Genomic DNA, 23,740 nt, shown 5'->3' with positions numbered 1-23,740 from the left:
ATGAACGTAAAAAAAAGTAGTATTTTATATTATGCAAGTATAACATTTTTGTTGCTATTTTTTGCTTCCTGCCGTTCAGCAAAATATTTGGATGATAACCAAGCCCTTGTGACAGATGTGGATGTTAAAGGAGTTAATCCTGCTTTAAAAGAATCTGTTTCATTATACATAGACAACGAAATACGGCCTAATTCTCCCTTATATTTGACTATTTATAATGTGTTTAATACCCGGAAAGGACGCTATAAAAAGGAAAATATTAAGAATGTAGGAGAAGCTCCAAGAATCTTAGATTCCGCATTAGTAGAATTGTCCGGAAATCAAATAGAACGATTTTTGCAAACTAAAGGCTACTTTAATGCGAAGGTCACTCCGCAGATAGAAATTAAAAAAAAGAGAGCTAAAGTAGATTTTCTAACCGACTTGGGCGATCCCTATTTGATTGATACTATTCAAAGAAATGTGGAAGATCCTCGTGTAGATTCCCTCTATCAAAAAGAAATTGTTTCAAAAAGCCTAATAAAAAAAGGAAAAGCTTACGATGCGGTAGATTTATATGCCGAACGTGAAAACCTCTATTTCTACATGCGCAATGCGGGGTATTACGATTATCTTCGTCAATACATGCGGGTGGGAGTGGATACCATTGGGTTAAATCGACGTGCTAATCTACATATCCAAGTCACTAATCCGGAAGATTCATCGGCCCATCAGGTTTATTATATAGACAGTGTTTATTTCAATATTGAAGCCGCAGATCCAAGTTTGCGAAAAGTTTCTACGCCCTATTTAGATAGTATTACCAAAATTGTTTACACCGATGAAACCAAGAAATTTAGGTTACGTCCATTAGCACGGTATGCATACTTACGATCAGGTCAGAAATTTAGCGCAAAAAATGAAGAGCTTTCCTACGATCGATTGTATGAGATGAATGGCTTTCGATCAGTGAAGATCAATTATGAAAAAAAGGATTCTGCTCGATTGGATGTGTTTTATAATTTAATTCCTCGGGCTGCGATGAGCAACCAAATGGAGGGAGAATTTACATTTAGCTCAGGGATGAGTGGTTTTAATATTGGAAATACGTTTTCGCATCGGAATATTTTCGGGGGCTCTGAAACGATTGAGGTAAAAATGCGTTATGGGGTCTTATTTGACTCCCGTTTGAAGGGTAGTTTGGCGGATAAGATTTTTAATAATGATTTTCAAGTTGGTGTCAATATTTCCTTTCCCAGAATCTTAAGTCCTTTCCGTGTACGTAGTGTAGGAAAATATGGTTTGCCAAGAACTACTTTCTCCTCAAGTCTGCAATTGTTTTTTCAAGATCAGACCTATGCCAACCGATATTTGATTAATAGCCTGAATTACTTGTGGTTTGAATCGACGAACAAGATGCATAGTTTTACGCCTATCGTGGTGGAATATCGTGACGGTCGATTGGATGAGAATTTTAAACAGAGTCTGATAGACGGCGGATATACGCTGTATGTGGAAAGTAATGATAGGCGATATTTTGGTTTAGGCTCTCAATATGCATTTACCTATAATGCTCCGAAATTAACCAGCAAAGAGTCCTTTCATTATTTTAGAGGTGCTGGTGATATTAGCGGTAATTTACTAGGTTTAGTAAGTCAGGTTATTCCATTTGACAGCAATGATAAGAATGAGAAATTGTTGTTTGGAGTTCCCTACCTTCAGTATATCAAAGGGGAGGTAGATTATCGATTTTACAAGTTCTTAGGAGGAAATAGGCAATTGGTTTTTCGATTCAACTCTGGGGTTGCTGTGCCTTATGGTAATAATTCTTCTTTACTCATTTTTGAGAAAAGTTTTTTCTCCGGTGGTATGAATGGCATTAGGGCTTGGCAAGCACGAACACTAGGGCCGGGCGGTTATAATAGAGCTAGTAAACCTGAGGATATACGATTAAATTTACGTAACCTAGATCAATTGGGCGAAGTGAAAATTGAGTCGAATGTGGAATACCGCTTTAGAATGTTGAATAATTTCTTTGGCGCGAAGTTAAACGGTGCCACATTCTTAGACGCTGGAAATATATGGCGTCTTCGAAAAAATGATTTCAACATTGATGGCGAATTTCGAGGAAATCAATTTTTATCGCAAATCGCATTAGGTACCGGTTTCGGACTACGTGTGGATATGAATTATTTCACAGTACGTTTAGATGCAGGATTGAAAGTTAAGGATCCGCAGTTTTCAGGAACAGACCAATGGGTAATTAAACATTTATTCAATTCCAAGGAGTTTAGAAATAATTATTATAACAACAATAGACCCGATCGATACAGCTTTATCCAATATAATTTCGGCGTAGGTATGCCGTTCTAGTTATTAGGCATAAGCTATTAGCTATTATAAAAAGTAAAAACTCGGCTGAGGACTCAATCTTCAGCCGAGTTTTTTTGTCTCGTATCTCAAACCTCAGACCTCAACGCCAACAGCTCAAATTAGATCTTTAATTCCCATGATAATACTTTCCAAGACTTGTTTTAAGTCTAGGCCTTTGCTGTAGTTGAGGTAAAAGTAGCCAATTGCTAGAATTACCAGCGTAACTAGAAAGCGTTTGAATATGTAGGCTATAAATAAGATGGCTAATGGCAGAATAATTAAGAATAACCCTTTGATTTTATAAGGCGTGATTCCTTGTTCTGTAACGCGTAAAAAGTATAATTTTCCAAAATCTTTTGCCACATTTTCATGTTTGAAAAATACAAAAGTCGATGATTTTATGGACTGGCTTGTAACAGCAACACCATCTGTAAATTTTAAATCTTGTTGGAAACCATTGATGGTGAAAGCGAAGGAACCATTTATACTATTGTCGGTTTTTTCCAAAGAATCTAAGGCAATAATTGCTAGTTTTCCATTCTGAGATAAGTTTTCCTTTACTGAAAAATCACGTATTTGAATTTGTTGAGCTTTTAAGGAAAAAGTTGCAGCAAGTATAATAGAAAAGATAAAGCAATATTTTAACCTGTTTTTCATGATGCAATGATACAAAATAGAATGGATTGAAAAAAAGCTAATGCGATAATTTCTGGTTTATAAAGTGGATACGTCTTCTTATCTTTGTCCACGTTATACATAAAAAACATACATTATATGTTGCAATTAAATTATATCCGTGAAAACAGGGATGAGGTAGTTGAAAGGCTAGCCGTGAAGAACTTCAAGCAAGTAGAATTGGTAGACGAGATTATTTCCTTAGACGAGCAACGTCGTAAGGTTCAAAACGAATCGGACTCCATCGCAGCTGAAGCTAATTCCTCGGCAAAGCAGATTGGAGACTTAATGCGCCAAGGTAAAAAAGAAGAAGCTGAAGCCATCAAATCCAAATCGGCAACATATAAGGAACAAGTTAAAGAAATGACCGATAAGTTGGAAGGCATAGAGCAAGAGTTACAAGGTAAACTTCTTCAATTGCCAAACCTTCCTTACAAATTAGTTCCAGCAGGTGTAACTCCGGAGGATAATGAGGTTGTTTTAGAACATGGTTCAAAACCTGCATTGCCAGAAAGTGCACTACCACATTGGGAGCTGGCTGCAAAATACGATATCATCGATTTCGAACTAGGTACCAAAATAACTGGCGCAGGGTTTCCAGTATATAAAGGAAAAGGGGCTCGCTTACAACGCGGATTGATCAATTTTTTCTTAGATGAAGCTGCAAAAGTTGGTTATCGGGAGGTGCAAGTACCTATGTTGGTCAATGAAGCTTCTGCATATGCTACAGGCCAATTGCCTGATAAGGAAGGTCAAATGTATCATGTAACGAATGATGATCTATACTTAATTCCGACCGCAGAAGTTCCTGTAACAAATATCTATAGGGATACCATTGTCAAAGCAGATGACTTTCCGATAAAACATTGTGGATATACTGCTTGTTTTCGTCGTGAAGCAGGTTCCTATGGAGCGCATGTCAGGGGTTTAAATCGTTTACACCAATTTGATAAAGTCGAATTAGTACAGATTGTACATCCTGATAATTCTTACGAGACTTTGGAAGAAATGAATCTATATGTTCAATCTTTATTGCAAAAATTGAATCTTCCTTATCGCGTGCTCCGTTTATGTGGAGGGGATATGAGCTTTACCTCGGCGATGACTTATGATATGGAAACCTATAGTGCGGCACAACAACGCTGGTTGGAAGTTTCATCGGTTTCTAATTTTGAAACCTATCAAGCCAATCGCTTGAAAGTTCGTTTCAAAAATGAAGACGGAAAAACTCAATTAGCCCATACCTTGAATGGTTCCGCATTAGCTTTACCACGTATTGTCGCTACATTGTTAGAAAATAATCAAACAGAACAAGGTATTAAAATACCAGAGGTATTAGTTCCTTACGTTGGTTTTGAATATATAGACTAAACTGGAGTGTTCCAGAAATAATCAGAAAGTCCCAAGATGATTGGGACTTTTTGTATTTACAGATCTGTTGGATGGTATGGATCTTCAAACTGCTCCGTTCTTGGCTCCATACGTACTAAATATTGATCTTGATCGTCTTCAAATAAAATTTGCACCACCCAACCTTCCTCATGGGCAATTTTAATAAGGGTTTTTTGGTCTATGTATAACCATGTAAAAGGTTGACCTTTTTGACCTTTATATTCGTATTGAAAATTTATTTCACCAAAGTAATAATCAGGTCTAGGTAGTCTATATTCTTCATATAGGTAGGAAATGTCGGAGCTATCAAATATAAGTTGTCCTCTTTCACTCAACAGCGTTTTTGCATGTTTCAATAATTCCTTGAATCCATCTAGGGTTTTTGAAATGCCAATACCATTCATGAGGAATAACAAGGTGTCATAGGTTTGGTCTTGAAGGGTGAAAAAATCTGCATGGACCACCTGTTGTACACCCCTTTCTTTCATAATGTTGCAAGCAATTTCTGATATTTCTAAAGCATGTACATCGAATCCTTTATTTTGAAGGTATAATGCATGAACCCCTGTTCCAGCCCCAACATCCAATACTTTACCATCACATAAAGATAAAGCAACAAATTCCAATTCGGGTAAATCTTCCTCTTCTCGATAAAAAACTTCGACTGGCATTTCTTCAATATCACCGTAACTGCTGTGCAGTAAGAGTGGTTCTAATGTTTCGCCATGCTCTTTAAAATCAAAAAGAGCCTCTCCATAAACGTCTCTATGCATGTGGAATAATATTTAGAAAACGTTTCGCAACTAAAATTTCATCAGCATCGCCTGTATGCTTATTTGGTTCATCCGAAAGTTTGATTACCGGAGTCCACTCCGCATCCTCAGGAAGTGCTTCTGTCATTTTTAAGACGATATTCATACGCTTTAATCCTACATCATTCGTAAAATCTGTACCGATACCAAAGGAATAACCAATTTTATCTTGACAGAAGTTGACAATTTTCTCTACCTTATCGTAATCTAGCCCATCAGAAAAGATAATAGTTTTATTTAAAGGGTTTATACCCTTACTTTCATAATGCGCCATGGTTTTTTGAGCAAATTCAATAGGGTCACCGCTATCGTGTCTTACACCATCGAATAATTTACTTAGTTTTTTATCAAATTGCTTAAAGAAAACTTCGGTGGTATAGGTGTCTGAAAGTGCGATTCCTAAATCACCTCTATAGACATTGGACCAATTTTCTAAACCCAATAAGTTTGCCATTTTATACCCGTATTTCGCCGCATGAAACATGAACCATTCATGGGCATGAGTACCGATAGGTTTCGTTTGGTATTTCATAGCAAAATGAACATTGCTTGTGCCTATAAAAGTATTAGAGGCATGATCTTTCAGTGCATCTAATACTAAATCATGTACGGCATAAGAATGTCTTCTTCTCGTACCGAAATCTGCAATGGTAATTTGAAGTTTATCATATTTGTTCATTTTTTGATTGACAATATGCTTCACTTCAACATCTGAAACTCTTTTTTCATCCTGCATTTCATAAAATAGTTCACAAATCAATGCCATCAATGGTACTTCCCATAGGATGGTTCTGTACCAATAACCTTCAATTTTTACGGATAATTCGGAACCATGTTGTGCTATTTTCACCTCTTCAGGATCGTATTGGTATCCTTGAAGAAAATCAAAATAAGTCGGATCAATATATGGGCAAGTTTTTGAAAAATAGATTTTCTCTGCCTTGCTCAATTTGAGGTTTGCCATATTATTCACAGCTTCGCGGAATCTTTCAGCAAATCCTTCAGGAAATTGATGCTTTCCTCTATTAATAAATTGATAACGTGCTTTAGCTTTTGGAAATAGTTTCACGACAGCGTATTGCATGGTGAACTTATAAAAATCGTTATCCAAAATGGATGTTAGTTTTGCCATTCGTTTGTCTTTTGTTGCTATTGACAACAATAAAATTAAGAAAATGTTAATACAAAAATGTGTTTTTCCCTGGTTCAAACAAAATCCCAATGTCAAATCTTGCTATTTTTAAAGCAGCTAATAGTAACCAACGGTAAGATGGTACCCTTGTTATCCTGGTGACTTTTACGGTAGTAAACACCATAACATCTCCTCTCAAAAATAAATCCGCCTGGATCATTTATTTACGCACTGTCCAAATTCAGCCCTATTTACTACGCATTTATCGCCAATTTTGACTTGTTCAAGTTTTATAGGAAGCTAGCAATTATTTTATTTTCCAATGGATCTCCTTCGGACATTCATCGGATTTCACAAGGTTCTCCTTCGGAAAATTCCATAGAATGTCCGAAGGAGAACCGTAGGATAAACAAACCATACGAAAACTAACTTAGTATAACCTAAAAACCAATAAAGATTAAATCGGGGGCTAAATTCTTATTTAAGTAAATCATGAATTATTATTTCATTGATTTAAAGTTGATTAACTTGATAAAATTCCTAAATTTAGGAATAGACTACATTTGGTCGATTTTTACCTGATTAACATGGTCAATTATGTATTGGAAAACTTGTAAACTTTGGGCTATCCTGATTCTATTTTTTATTTCTTGCCATACAGGTGTAGATAAAGGCATGGTAAATAGAGGCAAACAATTAATCATGGTCATGGATACAACAAATGATAAGGAGGATTATGGTTATGAAAATGAGTATGGAGACCTAATAGTTCCATTTGGAAAATATTCTCAGCTTTTTAGTGTCAATCATGGTGGCTTATACTTTGGTTTGTCTAAAACCAAAGGAAGAGGTATGGTTGCTATGGATATAAATGGAAAAGAGTTGTTTAAAGTAGTAAGCAGTGAGCCATACCCAATGGATCCAGCTGAAGGATTGATCATGATGGAAGATGAAAAGGGCTTAATCGGGTTTGCGGATTTAAAAGGGGAGATTGTCTTATCACCAAGATTTACTTCAGTATCTTCATTTAATAAACAAGGGCATGCGAAGTTTTGTGCTTCATGTAAACTAGGGGATTATCATAAAAAGAATAATGAATATGATAGGGAAAAGGCATTGTATGAGGATAATTTAAACCCCACAACCACTAAAATTTATTTAACCAATTTTATTGGTATGGTGAACAATAAAGGAGAAATTGTATTAAGTCCTACGTATAATTTTATTCATTCAATAGGAGGACTGGATTCCATCTTTATTGTATCTAAAGATAAACGAGTATATAGTATTAATATTTTAGAAGAAGAAGTAGCACATCCCCCAAAGTTGATCAGCAAATATGATAGTTTGGTTTGGACAAAACTAGCTCATCAAAATTACAGCATACATAAAAAAAAGCGAGTTGAATTTACTCAACCCGCTTTTCAAATTTATTTCAACTTATGTATTAGCCTCTGCTAGATCTGGAAGATGCTCTTTCAGACTTTTGTTGCGTTGGTGCACTTTGACGACTTTGAGATCTGGAACTTCCGCTGCTTCGTTCTACAGAAGGGCGGCTTTGTTGTCTAGATTCAGCTCGTTGCTGTGGCGCACTTGTTTGATAAACTCTGCTAGATGATCTTGACTCTTGACTACGTCCTGGAGCAGATTGCTGACGTTGAACAGGAGCAGACTGTCTTTGTGGAGCAACTCTTGATTCTGATCTTGATGAACGGTTGCTTCTTTCCACAGATTCATTTCTAGTAGGTCTTTCTATATTGGAACGAGAAGAACTTGAACTTCTGCTTTCCGTATTCCGATTCACTGGATTCGAATTGGAACGTGATTCTCTACCTGCATTTCCACGATTGGATGCTGTTGGCGTTCTTTCCGAATTTCTAGATACGTTGCCAGTATTGGACGATCTTTCAGCTCTTGAACCTACCGTTCTTTGCTCGTTAGATCTCGAACTTTCTGATCTGTTTGGAGCGTTATCTGATCCAAAGCGCATTTCACGTTGACCATTCGCATTTCTAGTTATTACAGGTTCTCTTGAAGAACGGCTAGAGCTATTTCTGTCGTTTGAGGATCCACGTGACCCCCTGTCTTGATTCGAACGGCTCGTATTATTTCTATCTGTTGAAGAACCTCTAGACACTGTCGCCCGATCTTGATTTGAACGGTTAGATCGACCTATCGCATCCCGATTATTTCTATTATCGTTGATACGTTCTGATCTAGAACTTGAGCGATCAGGGCGGTAAATCGATACAGAGTTTCTATCTACTCGACTAGAACCACGTCTATGATCGAAATTTACCGATCGAACATCAACGCGTCTACCAATATGTCTTTCTATATCCCTGCGTGCAGGACCGCCATAATAACGATTGTTATTTACAATATACGTATTGTGAATAATGGTTGTTCTGTTATAGATGTTACGGTGTCCATAAGACCAATATCTAGGCATATGGTGTTCGTAAATTCTGCGTGTAGGTAAAAATATCCAAAAATCTACGGGTAAACCTATGTTGACAGATACATTGATACGAGGTCCCATAGGGGCCCAACCGTAATAGCCTCCACCAGTACGCCAATCTACCCAAGCAGGTCCCCATTCATATCCTGGAATCCATGCCCAACCACGATGACCTCGGTGTACCCAACGACCGTAATGAAACGGAGCCCATCCCCAATCGTAATTAGAAACCCAGGTATTACCATATTCAGTCATAGTCCAATAGCCATTGGAACCATAAGGTCTGAAATCAGATCCTTCATTAGGGTACCAAACATTTCCATATTCTGGATCGCTATCCCAATCGCCATATGGTCTTAACTCATTGTAAAAATCATCAAATTCAAGATCATTATAGTTTTGAGCAGAAACATGCTTAACACTAAAAATCGATATTAATAGGAATACAGCTATTGCGAATGATGTGGACGATTTCAAATTTTTCATATGCCAACTTGTTTAAGTTTTTGCCTTTATTTGATGGTATGACGCTTAGATTTAAGAAAAGGTTTAATCTTATAATAAAAATGTCAAACTTTTTGGCTCGATTGCTGTATAAAGTATTATTGCAAATGGAAACTTAATCCATAAAATAAAAGTTTGTACATTTGCGTCAGATATTTTGACTTTTGAATCAATTAATTCAATAAATTAGCTTAATTAATGGCAAAGAAATTTGAGGCTTTATTACTAGAATTTGCAAGTATGCATCGTTTTTTGATGCGTTTTTTTCGTGAAGTAGTAAGTCCTCCTTACGAGTTTAAAGAGATCATAAGGCAGTGTTATGAAGTAGGCTGGAAATCTTTTCCGCTGATAAGCTTAACTGGATTTATTGTAGGTTTTGTTTTTACAAAGCAGTCTAGACCATCATTGGAGGAATTTGGGGCTAGTTCATGGCTGCCAGCATTGATATCCATTGCCATTGTGAGGGCCTTGGCTCCTTTGGTTACAGCACTCATTGCTTCAGGTAAAGTTGGGTCACAAATAGGTGCAGAATTAAGTTCGATGAATGTAACGGAACAAATAGATGCCATGGAAGTTTCAGGGACCAATCCGTTTAAATTTTTGATTGTAAGCCGCATAATTGCCACGACCTTTATGATTCCAGTATTGTGTTTTTATGTAGCAGGAATAGGTTTAGCAGGCGGATATTTGAGTATTATTTCAAAAGATGAATTAAGTGTTTTAAGCTATGTCAATCAGGTATTTGAAGCCATAGCTCCAAAAGATATTTTTGCGATGGTGTTCAGAGCAATAGTATTTGGTTTTACGATAGGATTTGTGAGTACCTATGTAGGTTATTATTCTTCAAAAGGAACCGAAGGTGTAGGTAAAGCGGCGAATAGTGCTGTAGTGGCCTCTATGTTTATCGTATTTATTGAGGAATTGTTGATAGTACAGATTTTAGCATTAGTAGGATAAACTCATATGGAGCAAAAAAAACAAACGCACATTAATTACGATGAGGAAGTCATCCATGTCGATAATGTAAGTAAATCTTTTGGGGATTTGCATGTGTTACGGAATGTGGATTTAAAGCTTTATAATGGAGAAAACTTAGTCGTATTAGGTAGATCAGGTACTGGTAAATCAGTATTGATCAAATTAATTTCTGGCTTATTAAAGCCAGATTCGGGAGAAATCCATGTACTAGGGGAGACCGTAAATTTATTGAAAGAAAAAGAACTTAGGCAATTACGATTGCGCATAGGTTTTTCCTTTCAAAATAGTGCTTTGTACGATAGTATGACCGTACGGGAGAATCTTGAGTTTCCACTAGTTCGTAATAAGCGCAATTTGACTCGTGCTGAAATCGACAAAGAAGTAGAGGATGTATTGGATGGCGTGGGTTTATTGCGAACAATTAACCAAATGCCTTCAGAACTTTCGGGAGGTCAACGTAAACGTATTGGAATAGCTAGAACATTGATTCTAAGACCAGACATCATGATGTATGATGAACCAACAGCTGGGCTAGATCCAATAACCTGTTTGGATATTAATAGCTTAATTAATGAAGTTCAAGAAAGGTATCGAACTTCTTCCATCATAATAACGCATGATTTAGCATGCGCTAAAATGGTTGGTGATCGAGTGGCAATGTTATTGGATGGTAAATTTGAACGGGTAGGTAAATTCTCAGAAATATTTGAAACTGAGGATGAACGTGTAAAACCTTTTTATGATTATAATTTTATTGTATAATAGGATATATGGCAACAACAGATAGAAAAAGATCGATAATAGTAGGGTTATTTACCTTTATTGGATTAATTATTTTGGTGGGTGGTATTTTAGTTCTAGGAACTCAACAAAATAAATTCAGCAAAAACTTAGCATTAACTACTTTTTTTAAGGATGTAAAAGGATTAAAAGTCGGAAATAATGTATGGTTTTCAGGAGTTAAGGTAGGTATCATCAAGGAGATTAGCTTTGAAAGTGTCGAGAATGTGAAAGTAGTAATGAGTGTAGAAGAGAAATCGAGTAAATTCATTCGTAAAGATGTAATCGCTACATTAAGTTCAGATGGATTGATTGGGAATGCGATCATAAGTCTTGTTGGAGGATCAGATCAATTTCCTCAAATTGTAAATAATGACATTATAAAATCTGGCGTTTCTGGCGGTATGGATGCGATGTTAGCAACTTTACAAGTAAATAATGAGAACCTTCTCGAAATCACAAAGAACTTTGCGGTGCTTTCCAAACAATTGGTAGATGGAAAAGGAACTGTAGGGGCATTACTTACCGATGATGGCATAGCACAGAATCTAAAAAGTACGGTAAATTCTCTTGGAACTACCATGACTGTGGCTAATAAGGCTGTAAATAATTTAGTTTTATTAACTGAAAAACTAAATAATGATCAAGGTTTAATACATGAGTTGACGACGGACACGGCTGTATTTGCTAGTTTAAAAGAGTCTGCTGCCCAATTGCAAGGGGTTACTCAAACGGCTTCCGCCTTAATGTCCAATTTGAATGCAACTTCTGCTAGGTTAAACGATAAAGATAATGCTATAGGCGTACTTACGAATGATCCAGCAGCTGCAGATGAAATCAGACAAATTTTAAAGAACTTAAATTTGAGTACTGAGAAACTGGATGAAAACATGGAGGCATTGCAAAGTAATTTTCTATTAAGAGGGTTTTTTAAGAAAAAAGCTAAAGCCGAAGCAGAAAACAATGCCAGCAAGAATTAGTGGTTAATCCGCTATTTAAATACATTAGTTGATAAAGCAATTTCCTCAAGAAGCTTTATCAACTCATTTTTTTTATTACCCTTACTACTATTTTTCAAAGATTTTAACAGTAATGATTACAGAAAAAGACGTTTTGTTTGAAGATAATCACTTGATTGCGATCAATAAACGAGGTGGCGATATAGTGCAAGTGGACAATTCTGGAGACAAATCATTAGAAGAAATGGTTAAAGAATTTCTTGCTAAAAAGTACAATAAACCAAATGAAGCATTCATTGGGGTTATCCATCGATTAGATAGGCCTGTGAGTGGAATGATATTGTTTGCGAAAACGAGCAAAGGATTAGATCGAATGAATCGATTATTTCACGACAGAAAAGTGAAAAAGAAGTATTTGGCTGTTGTTCGTGAGAAACCACAAGCTATGAAAGGGACCTTAAAAAATTGGCTGCTTAGAGATCGAAAGAAAATGATTACTAAGGCCTATGATCGTGAGGTTAAAAATGGAAGTTTTGCGGAATTATCTTATGAGGTAATAGGGCATTTAGATGGTTTTTATCTACTTCAAGTAAATCCAGTAACTGGAAGAACTCATCAAATTAGAAGTCAATTGGCCTATATGGGTTGTCCTATAGTAGGAGATAATAAGTATGGATATCCGAGGGGGAGCTTGCTTAGAACCATTTGCTTGCATTCCAGATCATTGGAATTTATTCATCCTATAAAAGACGAAGCAATGTGTATAAAGGCTCCACTACCCCAAGATGGATTTTGGGAGAAATTCAATAAGCTGTTAAACGAAGATGTTTAATCGTTTGTTAGGATTTATTCTTAATTTTGTAATATGAAAAATTATTTCGGTGTGAGGATGTTTTTTGTGTACCTCTTTGTTTTATTTAGTTTAGTAGGTGCGCCACAACCCAGCTATTCGCAATGTGCTATGTGCTCACTTAATGCAGAAAATAGTACGCAACATGGTAATACGCAAGGAAAGGGATTGAATGCAGGTATATTGTTTCTCCTAGCAATGCCTTTTTTGTTTGCTGGAGGAATTGGTTTTTTATGGTATAAGAAATTTAGAGCGCCACATTCAAAAAGTAACTTGAATTTACCTCCACATAATCAATAACCATTTTCATGGCTATTTCAAAAATTCAGGCTGTAGCAAAAAGTAAATGTCCCCGTTGTCGAATAGGTAAGATGTTCAAAGGATATGCATATGGATTTTCCTTGCAAAAAATGAACGATCATTGTCCTCACTGTGGATTTAAGTTTGAAATAGAACCAGGTTACTTTTACGCTGCTATGTATGTAAGCTACGCCTTTTCAGTAGCTGAAGTCTTAGGTATGGCTTTAATTACTGCCGTAATTACCAAAAGCGAATCTCCTTGGTTATATATAGCTGTTTTGTTTTTTGCAATACTTTTATTTGCGCCATTTAACTATAGGTATTCGAGATTGGTTTTGCTTCATTTTTTATCGCCAAAGGTTTCCTTCAATCCAAAATATCAAACAGAATCTTCCAAGCATTCGAATTAATTATGAGGGATATATTGCATAATGCTGTCAAATAGAAATGCTTTTTGGGGATGGTTTTCTGAAATAAATGTTTGCATCTCGCTCATTAAAACTGATTGAAAAGTGCGAATTTCCTCATCATCTTTTAAGATTACTTGAAGACAATAGGTAAATCCATCATGTGGCGATTGTAGCATCTTTAACAGACTTAATTCTTTTTCAGCATGTTTATGAATTAATTCTTTGATATAAATTAACATGTCGAGGTGAGCAGATTCTTCGATGATGATTGATAAATTGTATAAAAACATATGTATTATATAGTATTTGCTGTAAAATTAAGGTTGCAAATGGAACTTTACGATTTTTTTTTTAATATTTGATAAAGGGCTATTTTAAAGAAAGACATGGTAAAAGGCTGGATATATATTCTTTTTATACTGTTTGTGTTTGTTTCATGTAAACAAAATCCACATAATCAAGCCCTTATACCTATAGAAGACTTTTTTGTGAAACCGGAGAAAACATCTTATCGTATTTCTCCTGATGGAAGTAAAATTGCTTATTTAGGGATACATGACCATTGTAAAAATATTTTTATTCTAGATTTAGTTCGTCCGGACTCCTCAAAACAATTAACCTATCAACAAAATTTAAACGTACAGAGTTATTTTTGGTTAGACAATGATCAAATTATCTTTTCAAATACCCAAACGGCATCCGATAGTTTACGGTTATTTTATATCAATATTCATACGGAGAAGCGGAAAAGATTTTTTCCACCTATGAAAGCCAAATTGCGCTGGATTCAACCTATTAGAGAGCATAATGGATCCTTACTTGTTGGGCTAAATACGCGGGATTCATCCTTGTTTGATTTACATAGGATCTATTTGGATGAACGACCTTCAGAGATGATTTATGAAAATCCTGGAAATGTAGTAAATTGGATGGGCTCTTTGGATGGAGTGGTTCGAATAGCTTTGACAAGTGATAGTGTTCAAGAGTCTATACTCTACCGAAAAACTGAGCAGGATCGTTTTAAAGAGGTTATGAAGAATAATTTTGAAACGATATTTGTGCCTTTAGGATTCAAAAAGAAATCAGATCAAATTATTTATGCCTTATCTAATATCAATCGAGATCGTTTAGCATTGACAGAATTTGATGTTATGCAGGGTAAGGAACTGAAGAAGATTCATGAAGATAGTCTGGGTGATCTAACCACCGAGGGCTATTCAAATTCTATACAAGAGATGATGTATACTTCTTCTTTTGTGAATAAATACACTAAAACCATCTTTAATTCGGCTTATAAGGAGACATACGATTATGTGAAGGCACATTTTCCGAATACGGAGATAGCCTTTTTAGATACAGATAATAAGCAGAATGGATTTATATTGAGGCTGTATAGTGATATACACTCTGGGGAGACCTATTATTTCAATAGAACTAAAAAGGAAATTAAGTTATTAGCTGAGGAAAATCCAAAGCTGAAAGGAAAAGCGCTCAACAAAATGGAAGAAGTGAACTTTCTTTCGAGAGATAATAAAAAAATCCATGCTTATTTGACTTATCCAAAAGAGAAGCAAAGTTCTTATCCAGTGGTGGTATTGGTGCATGATGGGCCCAATCGTAGAAGTGATTGGGGTTTTGATCCAGAAGTTCAATTTTTAACCAATAGAGGTTATGCGGTGTTCCAAATTAATTATCGCGGTTCGATTGGTTATGGGAAAGAATTTTGGACTGCCGGTTTTAAAGAATGGGGAGGTAAAATTCAAACGGATATTACCGATGGAGTTACCTGGTTAGTCCATCAAGGAATAGCAGATAAGGATCGAATTGCGATCATGGGTTCTGGATTTGGAGGTTACTCGGCATTATACGCTGCTGCTTTCAATCCAACGCTGTACAAATGTGCCATCTCTTCTTCTGGATATAGTAATTTATTCACCTATTTCCGAGAAATACCACCACATTTAAAACATTATGTTCAATTGTATTACCGCATTATTGGAAATCCAGAGAAAGAGTCGGATTTATTTCAGGCTATTTCGCCAATTTTTCATGCGGATAAGGTTCGAATTCCAGTTTTGTTTTTCCAAGGCGGTCGAGATAAATATAGTTCAGTAACAGATGCCAACCAATTTGTAAGTAAATTGCGAAGTCAGAAAAATCCGGTTCGGTATGTGTTTAAGAAAGAGGAAGGGAAAAGATTTCGCAACGAAGAAAACGTAGTGGAATATTATCAAGAAATCGAAAGTTTTTTGGCTCAATATATGAACTAGCAACAACATGCTAAAGAGGCCAAGTAAATATCGTAAGAACGTAGGACTATTAATCGCTTTTTTAGCATTTTTAACAGTGCTCTATGTGATTGCTGTGATATTGGCGAAAACCATGATGTCTAACTATGTAGAATCAGAATTCGCGAATAAGAAGGCCGATGTCTTTGATGCAACCCTAAAACAATTCAATTATTTTTTCAATAATGAAATCGCTGAAGTATCTAATTACCAGGGATACTTAGATTCTGTTCATTCCATAAATTATTCGGAAAAAATATTAAGAAAAAATCCTTTTGTGGAAGAGGTGACATTTTATGATGTACTTTTTACCAATGTGGATGAGTTATCTCAAGGGGTTCGGTTTCAAAACTTACAAATACTTCCAAGATTCATTTTTAACTTTCATTTAGATAATCAGCATAGGTTAGTGAAACAACAAGTGACGGAGAATATAAACAAACCTTCTTCAGATGATTTCAATAACATGGCCATTAGAATGGTGAATTTTTTAAATATTTTGGACGATTCGACCTCTTTAACTGAAAATGATATTTATAGAATATTTTATAATACAGTACCCGGTAAAATAACCTACCTCAATATTCCAAGGGTAAATACGTTAAGATCTTATAAAATGTTAATGGATGATACTACTTCTGCAAACATTACTTATGATCAAGATTTATTTGTTTATAAAATCAATCCACAAAAAATTAAAATCATCAATACACAGGATAGGCTTTATGAAAAAGTCCGAATATTATCGATTACTGATCCTAATGTCATTGAGGAGGAAGCCTTGTATTCTACAGAAATGCCTTTGCCAGGAGCTTTGTCAGATTATAAATTACGATTTGATTCTTCGGAAAGCTTTTTAAAAGGCGAAATAAATAGACGCTTTTTACCGGCACTGTTGGGCGTTTCGATCGTTTACCTCATTCTTTTGCTGATTGTCTATCTGATCTATCGAAATATTGCTATAAATAGTCGCCTATTCCAATTGCAATATGATTTTATTAATAATTTAACACATGAATTCAAAACACCTTTGAGTGTCATAAAAATTGCTGGAAATAATCTAAAAAGTGCTGAAAGAATTTCAGATCAAGAACGAGGGATGTATGGGAAAATTTTAGATCAAGAGGCTGATAAGCTGAATAATTTGATGAATAAGTTGTTGTCTTTCACGCAGATAGAGAATAAGTCCTTGAAATTTAAAGGTGAATACATTGATTTGAATGATTTTTGTTTAGAAATATTTGAAGCCACAAAAATAAAATATCCAGATTTAATTTTGACGCATCATATCGAAGATCATTATAAATTATATACCGATATTATATTATTAAACTCCGTGTTTCAAAATTTGATTGATAATGCTTACAAATATTCAGAAGTTTCGAGAAAATTTATTGATATTAGTGTGCGTCAAATTAAACAATATATTGTAATAGAATTTAAAGATAAAGGTATTGGAATCGACAAACATGAACTAAAACATATTTTCAAAAAGTTTTATAGAGTCAAGAATCAATTTAATCAAGGTGGAAGTGTAGGTTTGGGCTTGGCATTTTGTAAAGAGATTACAGAGTTTATGGGAGGTGAAATAAAAGTTAGTAGTGTTCAAGGTGAAGGAACTACATTTACGTTATACTTTCCTAAATAATCCAACGTGTACTATGAATAAAGACATTAAAATAGCAGTAGTAGAAGACGATGACAATTTACGATTTTTAGTAAGTCATCGACTTCAAACAGAAAACTTTCAAGTAATTCAGTGTGCTGAGGGGATAGAAGCGGAACGTATTATATTAGAAGAGAAACCAGATATCGTTTTATTAGACTGGATGCTTCCTGGTAAAGAAGGAATCGAAGTTTGTGAAAGCGTAAGAAAAGCAGGATTTGAAAACATTATCATCATGATGACTGCTAAGTCTCAAGATATTGATAAAATAGATGCTTATAGTTTTGGAGTAACGGACTATATCACCAAACCATTTAATATGGATGTGTTGATCGCAATGATCGAAAATAAAGTTCGTTTTTTTGTTCCAAAATCTCAAAATGAAGTATACAATTTCGGAGATACGGAACATCATCCTAATGTTCATTCGTTAATTAGGGATGGCAAGAAAATAGAGCTGACAATTTTAGAGAACAGGATACTACTTCATTTTCTTCAAAATAAGGGTAGAGACATCACTCGAGAAGAGTTGATGGAGGTGGTTTGGGGCTATAGCTCGAACGTAAATACCCGTACTTTGGATATGCATGTCGTTAGATTGCGTAAAAAAATTGAAGCCAATCCGGATAAGCCTTATTACCTGCAAACGGTAAGAGGATTAGGATATAAATTTATAAATGAGGTAGAAGATAATCTCAGTTAATTTTTTGTTTTTATAGAATTATTTCATTATCTTCGTCAGAAGAGCAAGACCATGTTGTCCTTTTATTGGATAGTGTGGTCTTGTCTTTTTTTGTTAATTAAAAAATTATTTAAAAAATACAGTAAAGCGTAAAAGGTTAATATTATGGCAGAAGTAACGTATTACACAGAAGAAGGATTGAATAAACTGAAGGAAGAGCTTCAATATTTAAAAACTGAAGGAAGATCGAATATAGCTAAAGCTATTGCAGAAGCTCGCGACAAAGGGGATTTATCTGAGAATGCTGAGTATGATGCAGCAAAAGAGGCTCAAGGGCTTCACGAGGCTAAAATAGCTAAACTTGAAGAGGTATTAGCATCTGCTCGCATAATTGATGAGTCCAATTTGGATACCACAAAAGTTTTAGCACTATCTTTTGTAAAAATTAAAAATAAAAAAACCGGTGCAACGATGAGCTATCAATTAGTTTCAGAAACTGAAGCAGACTTGAAAGCAGGGAAAATTTCCGTAAAATCACCTATTGCTCAAGGTTTATTAGGTTTGAAAGTAGGTGATGTTGCTACAGTAGATGTTCCCGCTGGTCAAATTGAATTTGAAGTATTAGAGGTTTCTAGGTAAAATTTCTAGGTTATGTGCGGTAAGCCATAACCGCATTTAGATATTTAAAGCTCCTTTTTAAGGAGCTTTTTTTATGCATCATTGTTTCGCTGATAATTTGACCCAATTATTGTTTAATTGTAAAGTTTTCAATAAGTTTTTGCGAGCAAGTTTAAATTAGCACAATAATATTGCTTAGAGACTGTTGTAGCAAGTATGAACCTCATAAAATGCGTCTCAGATGTAGAGAAATTTGTTATCTTTGTTTCACACGATTGTTTAAGTAGTTTATGTCTACAATTTTTTCAAAGATAGTTGCTGGAGATATTCCAGCGTATAAAGTAGCGGAGAGTATTGATTATTTAGCATTTTTGGATGTTAATCCACTTACTGAAGGACATGTTTTAGTAATTCCTAAAAAAGAAACTGATTATATATTTGATATTCACGATGATGAGTATATGGGAATGTGGGTTTTTGCGAAAATCGTAGCACAAGGTATAAAGAAAGCTTATCCTTGTAAAAAAGTAGGAGTTGCTGTCGTTGGATTAGAAGTTGCGCATGCACATATTCACTTATTGCCTATCAATCATGTGCATGATATGAATTTTGAAAAAGCTAAATTGAATTTAGAACCTTCAGAATTGGAAGTTATTGCTGATCAGATCCGCGATGCTATATCGTCAATTACCAATCCACAATAAAACTCTTCTTAGGGAATATTTGTTTAGAACAAACAGAGTGTTATTATTTAAAAACGATTAAGGAAAATTATATAAGAATATGCAAGAATATTTGTTGTCTTTTCAACAATTGCTAGATGCGGAATACCTTTTAAGCCATGGAGGCTTCTACATTGTTTGTTTAATTGTTTTCGCGGAAACTGGATTGTTTTTTGGTTTCTTTCTACCTGGCGATTACCTATTGTTTCTAGCTGGTTTATTTTGTGCATTACATAAAATAGATGTCGATATCGTCACCTTATATTTTGGAATTCTAATTTCCGGTATACTCGGTAATTTTGCAGGATATTGGTTTGGAAATAGGGCAGGCCCAATGCTATTTAAGCGAAAGGACTCTTTCCTCTTCAAGCGTAAATATGTCGTAATGGCTGAAGAATTTTATCAAAAATATGGAGGAACAGCCTTGATTATAGGACGTTTTGTACCTATTATTCGTACATTTGCCCCCATATTTGCAGGAGTAGTTCAACTAAATTTTAAAAAATTTGTCATTTATAATGTTTTAGGAGCTTTTTTATGGGTTTCCTTATTGACATTGACAGGTTATTATTTAGGGGTTAAATTTCCTGGCATCATTGATTATGTTGAATATATAATTATTGGATTAATAGTAATTGCTTTTCTTCCTATAATTTTTGCATTAATCAAAAGATGGATGAAGAATAGAAAAACAAATAAAAACTAAATAAACAAACAGTAAAAAATTAATGAGTACACAACATCCTTGGCACCAAGTCTCTCCTGGAGAGGACCTACCGAACTCCGTAAATGCCATCATAGAAATCCCTAAAGGTTCTAAAGCGAAATATGAAATCGATAAAGATAGTGGGTTAATTAAATTAGACCGCGTCTTATTTTCTTCTGTGATGTATCCTGCGAATTATGGATTTATTCCTCAAACGTATTGTGATGATAAGGATCCTTTGGACATTTTAGTTCTTTGTTCAGTGGATGTTTATCCAATGTGTTTGATTGAAGCAAAGGTCATTGGCGTAATGCACATGATTGATGGAGGTGAACAGGATGATAAAATTATTGCAGTTGCAAAAAATGATATGTCTGTAAATTATATCAATGATTTATCAGAACTTCCTCCGCACACCATGAAAGAAATTGTTAGATTTTTTCAAGATTACAAAGCATTAGAGGGGAAAAATGTATCCATTGAAAATCTTTATGGGCGCAATTATGCTCAAAAGGTTATTATGGAAAGTGTAGAACTTTATAATACAGAAATAAGAAATAAATAATTTCAAGTTTTTACAACTCTTTTTAGTCCCTATTGTTGATAGTTTCTACCGCAATAGGGATTAATCTTATAGTCTAAAATGGGTTTTGAATATTTAAATTTGAATTTTTATTTACTATAGATTCCTGAATTCATTCCTGCTTAAGGTCTATATGGATTCTTTTATCTTATTGGTTTAATAATAAAACTTAAAAAAGTTTATTCTGTTTTATAACTTTAATTATTATTCAGATTCGAATAACATATACTGGTTGTAAACTAAGTAAACTTGAAGGAGAGATAACTCTTATATATTTGACAAATTAATACAGTCAAGTTACCTTTAAAATAATAACAAAGAATAAAAAATAATAACCTAAAAACATGGCAATTGACATATTTTGGACCATTTTTCTAGTACTTGCTAATGGTTTTTTCGTCGCTGCTGAATTTGCTATAGTCAAAGTCAGAGCCTCGCAGATTGAATTACAAGCTAAATCTGGTAGTAAGGTCGCAAAAATTGCAAAAAATATAACAGATCATCTTGATGGCTATTTGGCCGCTACTCAATTGGGTATTACATTAGCTTCCTTAGCCTTAGGTTGGGTAGGTGAAGCGGTAATGACGAAAATTGTGCATGAACTATTTGGTGTCTTCAATATTGAATTGTCAGGTAGATTGGCTACCAATTTAGGGCATGTCTTAGCGTTTAGTATCATTACCTTTTTACATATTGTATTTGGTGAGTTAGCTCCAAAATCAATTGCGATACAAAAGCCTGTGGCTACTACGATGAAAATTGCCTTGCCATTGCAATTCTTCTATTATATTTTCAAACCAATCATTTGGTGTTTAAATGGTTTTGCAAATGCTTTGTTAAAATTAATTGGCATTCGCGTAAACTCTCATGAAACGAACCATTCCTCAGAGGAATTACAATATTTATTAGAAAAAGGAAAAGAAAGTGGTGCTTTAAATAATTCAGAACATGAATTAATTAAGAATGTTTTTGATTTTAATGAACGTATTGTCAAAAATATTATGGTTCCACGAACTAAAATTGTGGCGGTCAACCAAACGGATACGGCTGAAGAATTTATCAATACAGTAACCGAAGAAGGTTATTCTAGGATCCCGATTTATAGCGATAATATCGATCAAATAGTAGGGGTAGTGCATACGAAGGACATTCTACCATTAATCGTTAAAGGAAAAGAAGTTGTCTTGAGTAATATTATGCGTAAGCCCTATTTTATTCCTGAAACCAAAAAAATTAATGATTTAATGACGGAATTTCAGCAGAAGCGTATTCAAATTGCTTTCGTGTTGGATGAGTTTGGTGGAACGGCAGGTATGGTGACCTTAGAAGATATTGTAGAGGAGTTAGTAGGGGAGATTCAAGATGAGTATGATGAGGAAACTCCAGTTGTGGAACAAATTTCTGAAACGGAATTCATGGTAGACGCGGGATCCAGTGTACATGATGCCAATGGATATTTACCGTTGGAATTGCCTGAGAGTTCTGATTACGATACCGTAGCGGGATTAGTTAGCCATTTGTTTGAGAAAATTCCTGATGTTGGTGATTCAACGGAAGTTTTAGGTTATCGATTTACTATTATTAAGAAAACACAGCAAAATATAGAGTTTGTCAAATTGGATTTAATAGAAACTCCAAACGATAGCTCAGAAGTTTAATCTTGTATTCCAGTGCATTTATTTTATACGCCAGACATCCAAGCAAGCCAAACGGAATATCAGCTTTCTGAGGAAGAAAGCAAGCATGCTATTCGTGTGTTGAGGTTAGAAATTGCAGATACCGTTCAATTGATTGATGGTGTAGGTGGGTTTTTCGACGCGGAAATCATAAATGCGCATCCTAAGCGTACGCAATTAAAGATCTTAAACTATCAAGCTGAATATCAAAAGTCGAATTATCAGCTGCACATCGCCATAGCTCCGACAAAAAATATAGATCGAATAGAATGGTTTCTGGAGAAAGTAACCGAAATCGGAATTCAAGAAATTACACCTATTATTTGTGATCATTCAGAGCGAAAAGACGTTAAAGTAGAGCGTTTAAATAAAGTAGTTATATCTGCTGTCAAACAATCTTTGAAGGCTTATGTCCCACAGATTAATGATCCGATTAGCTTCAGCACTTTCCTTAATCAGTTCGCTAAATCTAGCAATATCTTAAAAGCAATTGCCCATTGTGAAGAAGGAAGCAAAAAAGAATACCTTCAAGAAGTTTTTCAAAAACATCAACAATATTTAATCCTTATTGGACCAGAAGGTGACTTTTCACCCACTGAAATTGAATTAGCCCTATCCATGGGCTTTGTACCTATTTCATTGGGAGAGGCCCGCTTAAGGACTGAAACAGCAGGATTGTATGCCTGTTTAGAAATTGCGCTATTAAATCGTTAATTGATTAATACTGCATCAACGATTTGAATTTCTGAATTCCCTTTCAATGGTTCAGGATTAAATACCATTTTCCCTTTAATTTTTATTGGCTCATCCGTATATTTTACACTTCCTTTTTTCATGAAAATCTCTACCATAGGCGGAATTCCATTTGTTCCACAAAACTGACATTGGGTGATTGGGAGTACAGAAAGCATGTAGGTACTGTGATTTCGTCCACTCACCAATGGAACAATATATCCTGGTAATTCTACGATGGTATTTTCCAGTTTTTTTAATACCGGAGGATAAGAGGGTGTATAGATCTTTTTGTTTCCTTGAGTCGTCACTTTATACATCATTTTATCGATAGCCTCCCAAGTATCATTCATCATCGGCGTGTGATCGGGAACTTGTTGCTCGTTATAGTTTCCAATTTGAGCATGTGCAAAGGTACAGGTGAGGGAAAGGAAAAGGAATCCTATAATTATTTTCTTCATA

24 protein-coding genes are annotated in these 23,740 nt (G+C 35.0%); 18 read left to right on the top strand and 6 right to left on the bottom strand.

Translation table 11 applies throughout. From position 1 onward, the window contains the following. Positions 1–2,352 (top strand): BamA/TamA family outer membrane protein, encoded by a 2,352-nt coding sequence (locus ACFRAE_RS09975; RefSeq protein WP_422797007.1) that lies wholly within the window; start codon positions 1–3, stop codon positions 2,350–2,352. A gap of 114 nt (positions 2,353–2,466) precedes the next feature. Here the strand turns inward: ACFRAE_RS09975 and ACFRAE_RS09970 are convergent, their stop codons facing one another. Then, positions 2,467–3,009 carry a hypothetical protein gene (locus ACFRAE_RS09970; protein ID WP_422797006.1) on the bottom strand — a complete coding sequence of 181 codons (543 nt, stop codon included), beginning with the start codon at positions 3,007–3,009 and terminating at the stop codon, positions 2,467–2,469. 117 nt (positions 3,010–3,126) lie between these two features. Here ACFRAE_RS09970 and serS point away from each other — a divergent pair, with 117 nt between their 5' ends. Further along, on the top strand, positions 3,127–4,398 hold the full coding sequence (serS, locus tag ACFRAE_RS09965) for a serine--tRNA ligase (protein WP_422797005.1): 1,272 nt from the start codon (positions 3,127–3,129) through the stop codon (positions 4,396–4,398). 56 nt (positions 4,399–4,454) lie between these two features. Here the strand turns inward: serS and ACFRAE_RS09960 are convergent, their stop codons facing one another. Next, positions 4,455–5,192: a class I SAM-dependent methyltransferase gene (locus ACFRAE_RS09960; protein WP_422797004.1), complete on the bottom strand. Its 738-nt coding sequence runs from the start codon at positions 5,190–5,192 to the stop codon at positions 4,455–4,457. Next, positions 5,185–6,363 (bottom strand): nicotinate phosphoribosyltransferase, encoded by a 1,179-nt coding sequence (gene pncB, locus ACFRAE_RS09955; RefSeq protein WP_422797003.1) that lies wholly within the window; start codon positions 6,361–6,363, stop codon positions 5,185–5,187. The genes ACFRAE_RS09960 and pncB overlap by 8 nt, the downstream gene beginning before the upstream one ends. Positions 6,364–6,960: 597 nt before the next feature. Between pncB and ACFRAE_RS09950 the strand changes: the two genes are divergently transcribed. Beyond that, the gene (locus ACFRAE_RS09950; protein WP_422797002.1) at positions 6,961–7,824 is read left to right on the top strand and encodes a WG repeat-containing protein; all 864 of its coding nucleotides are present in this window, start codon (positions 6,961–6,963) and stop codon (positions 7,822–7,824) included. Here ACFRAE_RS09950 and ACFRAE_RS09945 read toward each other — a convergent pair. Continuing rightward, positions 7,811–9,310, bottom strand: coding sequence for a DUF6600 domain-containing protein (locus ACFRAE_RS09945; protein WP_422797001.1), 1,500 nt, complete (start codon positions 9,308–9,310; stop codon positions 7,811–7,813). The two genes, ACFRAE_RS09950 and ACFRAE_RS09945, sit on opposite strands and share 14 nt — an antisense overlap. Positions 9,311–9,526: 216 nt before the next feature. On the opposite strand from ACFRAE_RS09945, the gene ACFRAE_RS09940 reads away from it, so the two are divergent. The 6 genes from ACFRAE_RS09940 (at position 9,527) to ACFRAE_RS09915 (ending at position 13,605) form a co-directional block, all read left to right on the top strand. After that, the gene (locus tag ACFRAE_RS09940) at positions 9,527–10,285 is read left to right on the top strand and encodes an MlaE family ABC transporter permease (RefSeq protein ID WP_422797000.1); all 759 of its coding nucleotides are present in this window, start codon (positions 9,527–9,529) and stop codon (positions 10,283–10,285) included. Between the two features lie 6 nt (positions 10,286–10,291). Then, positions 10,292–11,068, top strand: coding sequence for an ABC transporter ATP-binding protein (locus ACFRAE_RS09935; RefSeq protein ID WP_422796999.1), 777 nt, complete (start codon positions 10,292–10,294; stop codon positions 11,066–11,068). A gap of 8 nt (positions 11,069–11,076) precedes the next feature. Beyond that, a complete protein-coding gene (locus tag ACFRAE_RS09930; protein WP_422796998.1) occupies positions 11,077–12,066 on the top strand; it encodes an MlaD family protein in 990 nt (329 codons plus the stop codon). A 112-nt stretch (positions 12,067–12,178) separates the two neighbouring features. Beyond that, positions 12,179–12,877, top strand: coding sequence for an RluA family pseudouridine synthase (locus ACFRAE_RS09925; RefSeq protein WP_422796997.1), 699 nt, complete (start codon positions 12,179–12,181; stop codon positions 12,875–12,877). Positions 12,878–12,910: 33 nt separating this feature from the next. Then, positions 12,911–13,195 (top strand): hypothetical protein, encoded by a 285-nt coding sequence (locus ACFRAE_RS09920; RefSeq protein WP_422796996.1) that lies wholly within the window; start codon positions 12,911–12,913, stop codon positions 13,193–13,195. An 8-nt stretch (positions 13,196–13,203) separates the two neighbouring features. Next, positions 13,204–13,605 (top strand): DUF983 domain-containing protein, encoded by a 402-nt coding sequence (locus ACFRAE_RS09915; protein ID WP_422796995.1) that lies wholly within the window; start codon positions 13,204–13,206, stop codon positions 13,603–13,605. Here ACFRAE_RS09915 and ACFRAE_RS09910 read toward each other — a convergent pair. Next, entirely contained in the window at positions 13,602–13,895 is a 294-nt protein-coding gene (locus ACFRAE_RS09910) for a DUF4286 family protein (RefSeq protein ID WP_422796994.1), read from the bottom strand. The two genes, ACFRAE_RS09915 and ACFRAE_RS09910, sit on opposite strands and share 4 nt — an antisense overlap. 96 nt (positions 13,896–13,991) lie before the next feature. Between ACFRAE_RS09910 and ACFRAE_RS09905 the strand changes: the two genes are divergently transcribed. The 9 genes from ACFRAE_RS09905 to ACFRAE_RS09865 all read left to right on the top strand — a co-directional run bounded on the left by ACFRAE_RS09905 (position 13,992) and on the right by ACFRAE_RS09865 (position 23,260). Beyond that, complete coding sequence (locus ACFRAE_RS09905; protein WP_422796993.1) at positions 13,992–15,875, top strand: prolyl oligopeptidase family serine peptidase; 1,884 nt, start codon at positions 13,992–13,994, stop codon at positions 15,873–15,875. Positions 15,876–15,882: 7 nt separating this feature from the next. Continuing rightward, positions 15,883–17,541 (top strand): sensor histidine kinase, encoded by a 1,659-nt coding sequence (locus ACFRAE_RS09900; protein WP_422796992.1) that lies wholly within the window; start codon positions 15,883–15,885, stop codon positions 17,539–17,541. A 13-nt stretch (positions 17,542–17,554) separates the two neighbouring features. Next, on the top strand, positions 17,555–18,262 hold the full coding sequence (locus ACFRAE_RS09895) for a response regulator transcription factor (RefSeq protein ID WP_422796991.1): 708 nt from the start codon (positions 17,555–17,557) through the stop codon (positions 18,260–18,262). A 144-nt stretch (positions 18,263–18,406) separates the two neighbouring features. Beyond that, complete coding sequence (gene greA / locus ACFRAE_RS09890) at positions 18,407–18,880, top strand: transcription elongation factor GreA (protein WP_422796990.1); 474 nt, start codon at positions 18,407–18,409, stop codon at positions 18,878–18,880. Positions 18,881–19,149: 269 nt separating this feature from the next. After that, positions 19,150–19,563, top strand: coding sequence for an HIT family protein (locus ACFRAE_RS09885; RefSeq protein ID WP_422796989.1), 414 nt, complete (start codon positions 19,150–19,152; stop codon positions 19,561–19,563). Between the two features lie 79 nt (positions 19,564–19,642). After that, positions 19,643–20,287, top strand: a complete 645-nt coding sequence (locus ACFRAE_RS09880; RefSeq protein WP_422796988.1) for a DedA family protein — start codon at positions 19,643–19,645, stop codon at positions 20,285–20,287. 22 nt (positions 20,288–20,309) lie between these two features. After that, on the top strand, positions 20,310–20,852 hold the full coding sequence (locus ACFRAE_RS09875) for an inorganic diphosphatase (RefSeq protein ID WP_422796987.1): 543 nt from the start codon (positions 20,310–20,312) through the stop codon (positions 20,850–20,852). A 362-nt stretch (positions 20,853–21,214) separates the two neighbouring features. Beyond that, the gene (locus ACFRAE_RS09870; protein ID WP_422796986.1) at positions 21,215–22,528 is read left to right on the top strand and encodes a hemolysin family protein; all 1,314 of its coding nucleotides are present in this window, start codon (positions 21,215–21,217) and stop codon (positions 22,526–22,528) included. Positions 22,529–22,540: 12 nt separating this feature from the next. Then, positions 22,541–23,260 (top strand): 16S rRNA (uracil(1498)-N(3))-methyltransferase, encoded by a 720-nt coding sequence (locus ACFRAE_RS09865; protein WP_422796985.1) that lies wholly within the window; start codon positions 22,541–22,543, stop codon positions 23,258–23,260. Here the strand turns inward: ACFRAE_RS09865 and ACFRAE_RS09860 are convergent. After that, a complete protein-coding gene (locus tag ACFRAE_RS09860; protein WP_422796984.1) occupies positions 23,257–23,739 on the bottom strand; it encodes a hypothetical protein in 483 nt (160 codons plus the stop codon). The two genes, ACFRAE_RS09865 and ACFRAE_RS09860, sit on opposite strands and share 4 nt — an antisense overlap. Between the last annotated feature and the right edge of the window lies 1 nt (position 23,740).

The organism is Sphingobacterium sp. HJSM2_6 (genome assembly GCF_049316305.1).
Classification (GTDB): domain Bacteria; phylum Bacteroidota; class Bacteroidia; order Sphingobacteriales; family Sphingobacteriaceae; genus Sphingobacterium.
This window is presented reverse-complemented; position numbering and strand designations above follow the sequence as displayed.